The organism is Streptomyces sp. NPDC002536 (genome assembly GCF_053594995.1).
On sequence record NZ_JBSFWU010000217.1, the window covers coordinates 1 to 3,936 of the forward strand.

A 3,936-nucleotide genomic window follows, 5' to 3' on the forward strand; every position below is an offset into this window, starting at 1 on the left:
CCCGGACCCCCAGGGTGGTGCGTCGGCTGCAGGCCGTCGGTGGCTTGTCGCGCAGTTCCCCGCGCCCCTGACGGGGCGCGGTTCCGCGCGATTACTTCTCCCGGCGGAACGCCAGCAGCGCCGCGTCGTCGGACAGTTCGCCGCCCGACCAGGCGAGCAGATCCGCCACCAGCCGGTCCAGCAGTGCCTCGGGGGACGACTCCGGCATTCCGGCCACCCGCTCCTCCAGCGGGTAGAAACGGCCGGTCGCATCCCTCGCCTCCGTCGCCCCGTCCGTGTACAGCAGCAGGGTGGCGCCGCGGACGAGGACGAACTCCCGGCGGTGGTACTCGCTCCCGGTCAGGTCGCACAGGCCCAGCGGAGGATCGGATTCGGGCAGCGCCGGCTCGATCGGCGTCACCGTCCCCGCGTGCAGCAGCAGCGGGGGCAGGTGCCCGCAGTCGACCAGCTCCGCGAGGTTCCCGGAATCCGCCACCCCCACCAGGGCCGCCGTCACGAACTCCTCGCCCGCACCGCGCCGCTGCACGGTGGCGTCCAGCCGCTGCGCCACCACCGCGAGATCCGGCTCGACCTGCGCCGCCTCCCGGAACGAGCCCAGCACGTCGGACGCCGTCTCGACGGCCGCGAGCCCCTTGCCCCGGACGTCGCCGACGATCAGCCGGGTGCCGAACGGGGTCGCCAGCACCTCGTACAGGTCCCCGCCCACCCGGGCGTCCGCCGCGGCCGCCAGATAGCGCACCGCCACCCGCAGCCGGCCCGTCCGTTCCGGGGCCGGGCGCAGCAGCGCGAGCTGTGCGGCCTCGGCCACCGACCGCGACTGCAGCAGCTCGCGCTCCCGCGTCGCGACGAGCACGACGTTGGCGGTGCTCATGCAGGTGACGGCCAGCACCGTGACCCCGGAGGTCAGGTGGACGGCGAACGGCACGCCCGGGTCGGCCTTGGCGAGCGCGGTCACGCACACCATGGCCATGGCTCCGGCCATCAGGGGTACCCGGGCGCGCCGGGTGCCGATCCCGGCGAGCACCGGGGCGGTGGCGAGCGCGGGGGAGATGGTGGCCTCGGGGTTGCTGGCGAGGTCCGTCACCACGCCGACGGCCAGCAGCGCCCAGGCCGCGGCGACGAGTGTGCGGGCCGGGAGGGGGAGTGGCGGCGCCTCGGCCGCTCCGCCGCGGCGTGGTTCCGGTTTCATGGCTGCTGCCCACCCTAGGGTCGGCGCGTTCCGGCGCAAGCGCGGACATTACTCCATAAAGGTGTATAGGTATCGCTTCGACTGCGGCCGGACCGGCGGCTGACCCACCATGGCCGACGTGAGCGGCAAGGTGATGACGCGCGACGCACACGACGTCCTGCTCGTCGTCTACGACGGCGTGCAAATGCTGGACGTCGCAGGGCCTTTGGACGTCTTCGACCGGGCCGCGCGGGCGGCCGGCGCCGGTTACCGGGTGCGTCTGGCCTCGGTGGGAGGAGGGGCCGTCCGCACCTCCGCCGGCCTCGATCTGGCCGTCTCCACCGACCTGATGAAGGTGCGCAAGCCCCCGGACACCCTGATGGTCGCCGGGGGCTGGGGGTACGCCGACGCGGTCGGGGACGGCGACCTGCTGCGGCACGTGCAGCGGCTCTCGACGGGTGCCCGGCGCACCGGTTCGGTGTGCACGGGCGCCTTCGTGCTGGCCGCGGCGGGGCTGCTCGACGGGCGCCGCGCCACGACGCACTGGGCCTTCTGCGCCGAACTGGCCGCCTCCTACCCGGCGGTGGCGGTGGAGCCCGACGCCTTCTTCGTCCGGGACGGGGCGCTGGCCACTTCCGCGGGCGTCACCGCGGGCATCGACCTCGCCCTCGCGCTCGTGGAGGACGACCACGGCGCCGAACTGGCCTGTTCGGTCGCCAAGTTCCTGGTGGTCTTCATGCAGCGCCCCGGCGGGCAGTCCCAGTTCGGCAGCCGGACCCGCGGCGAGCTGCTGCGGTCCGGAGCCCTGCGGGACCTCGTCCTGGGCATCGACTCCGATCCGTCGGGCGACCTGTCCGTCCCCGCGATGGCCGCCCGGCTGGGCATGAGCCGCCGCCACTTCAGCCGGCTGTTCAGCCAGGCCGTCGGCACCAGCCCCGGGGCCTATGTGGAACGGGCCCGGGTGGCGGCCGCGCGGTCCATGCTGGAGCGGTCGGTGGAGGGCGTCGACGTGATCGCGAGCCGGTGCGGCTTCGGCACGGTCGAGACGATGCGCCGGGCGTTCTCCCGGGAGACGGGGGTGTCGCCGGCCGCCTACCGCGACCGCTTCCGCCGGGGGTGACGGCCCTGCCGGGGGCGGCCGTCCGGACGCCCGGTCAGACGCCCGTCGTGGAACCGGGCCGGACGATCATCAGGACGGTGACGGCGGCCCACAGCAGGTTGAACAGCCCGGCGTACAGGGCGAGTCGGGCCGGCTGTGCGGAGAGCGGAGCGGCCCCGCTCTCCAGCCGGGCCACCACGGCGCCCTGCCCCGGCAGCACCAGGGCCCCCAGGACGACGGCCGCCACCGCCGTCAGCGTCATGGAGACGATCAGCCAGGTGTCGCCCAGCACCTGCATGTTCTTCGCGGTGGCGAACCCGAAGACCGGCACGGCGACGCCGACGACGGCATAGACCCGGCAGATCCGGTGCAGCGTCCGGACGGCGGTCAGGGCCCGCCCGTCCTCCGGCGCGGCCGCGGCGTGCCGGACGGCCGCGGGGAACATACTGGCCGCCACGGTCACCGGGCCGACGGCGATGATCGCGGCCAGCACGTGGACGGAGAGCAGGAACGCGTTCACGACGGCAACCGCCCTCAGAACGCTGCGGGCACGAGCCCGGTGGCGCGCCACACGATGCCCCGCCGCTCGTGGGAGAGCAACTGCTCGACGGCGTGGGCCACCCGCGGCCCGAACTCGCGCTCCAGCAGGTGCAGCCCGACGTCCAGGCCGGAGGTGACCCCGGCGCCGCTCACGAGGTCGCCGTCGTCGACGACCCGGGCGTCCACCGCCACGGCTCCGCAGGCCGCGAGGTGCTCCATGGCCTGGTGGTGGGTCACGGCAGGGCGCCCCTTCAGCAGCCCCGCCATCGCCAGCAGCAGGGAGCCCCCGCACACGGTGGCCACGGTCGAACCGGGCCTGTCGAGGGCGGACTCGATCAGCGCGGGCAGCGGCGTGCTCAGGGCGCGGGTGAGGACGGCGGGGAGGGAGGGGGCGCCGTCGTCCGGTGCTGCCGGATCCTGCGTCATCCGGCCCGCAGCCCCCGGCACCACGACCAGGTCCGCGCGCTCGGGGTCGAGCGCGGCGGAGGCCCGCAGGGACAGGGTCCCGAAGGCGCTCGGCACCTCGCGTGCGCCTTCCGCGGAGACCAGTTCCACGCGCAGCGCGCCCTCGGTCGCCAGGCTCCCGGCCTGCAGCACCTCGTAGGGTGCGACGACGTCCAGGGGGTCGAAGCCGTCGAAGAGTACGACCTGGGCGAGCATCCGGCATCAGTCCTTTCACGCCTCGGCGGCCCCGGGCGGGGCGCCGGGCCCGACGCTAACGGGGGGCCGGGGAGGGCGGACAGTGGCAGGAATGCCAGGCTTCAACGGATTCTCGCCACAGCCGGAACGAGGGGAATCCGCAGGTGAGGACGGTGCGCACCGCACCCGCGCCATCCTTCGGCGCCCGGCGGGCGCGTACTGTACGGCCATGCACACCGTTGCCGTTCTCGCGCTGGACGGAGTCATCGGCTTCGACCTGTCCACCCCCGTCGAGGTGTTCGGCCGGACCCGGCTGCCCGACGGCCGGGCCGCCTACCGGGTGCGCGTCTGCGCGCCGCACGAGGAGGTCGACGCCGGGGCGTTCGCCCTGCGCGCGTGAAAAGCCGCACCCGGTCCGTCACCGTGGCCCTGAACAGGGCTTCTTTGGACGGGAAATGGCGATACACCGTCCCCGCACCGACCCCGGCCC

The 3,936-nt window shown here is 74.6% G+C and carries 4 protein-coding genes and 2 pseudogenes; 2 read left to right on the forward strand and 4 right to left on the reverse strand.

The genetic code is table 11. From position 1 onward, the window contains the following. Positions 1-91: 91 nt before the first annotated feature. Complete coding sequence (locus tag ACWD4B_RS35370; RefSeq protein ID WP_451424618.1) at positions 92-1,189, reverse strand: PP2C family protein-serine/threonine phosphatase; 1,098 nt, start codon at positions 1,187-1,189, stop codon at positions 92-94. A gap of 133 nt (positions 1,190-1,322) precedes the next feature. Between ACWD4B_RS35370 and ACWD4B_RS35375 the strand changes: the two genes are divergently transcribed. Further along, positions 1,323-2,288 (forward strand): GlxA family transcriptional regulator, encoded by a 966-nt coding sequence (locus ACWD4B_RS35375; protein WP_451424621.1) that lies wholly within the window; start codon positions 1,323-1,325, stop codon positions 2,286-2,288. Positions 2,289-2,322: 34 nt separating this feature from the next. On the opposite strand, the gene ACWD4B_RS35380 is transcribed toward ACWD4B_RS35375, so the two are convergent. Together ACWD4B_RS35380 and ACWD4B_RS35385 are read right to left on the reverse strand one after the other, a co-directional pair. Beyond that, positions 2,323-2,787, reverse strand: a complete 465-nt coding sequence (locus ACWD4B_RS35380) for a hypothetical protein (RefSeq protein WP_451424619.1) — start codon at positions 2,785-2,787, stop codon at positions 2,323-2,325. 14 nt (positions 2,788-2,801) lie between these two features. Then, the gene (locus tag ACWD4B_RS35385) at positions 2,802-3,467 is read right to left on the reverse strand and encodes a DJ-1/PfpI family protein (protein ID WP_451424620.1); all 666 of its coding nucleotides are present in this window, start codon (positions 3,465-3,467) and stop codon (positions 2,802-2,804) included. A 208-nt stretch (positions 3,468-3,675) separates the two neighbouring features. On the opposite strand from ACWD4B_RS35385, the pseudogene ACWD4B_RS35390 reads away from it, so the two are divergent. Then, positions 3,676-3,843: pseudogene (locus ACWD4B_RS35390) on the forward strand (AraC family transcriptional regulator); the annotation flags it as partial. A 31-nt stretch (positions 3,844-3,874) separates the two neighbouring features. Here the strand turns inward: ACWD4B_RS35390 and ACWD4B_RS35395 are convergent. Beyond that, positions 3,875-3,936: pseudogene (locus ACWD4B_RS35395) on the reverse strand (TetR family transcriptional regulator); the annotation flags it as partial.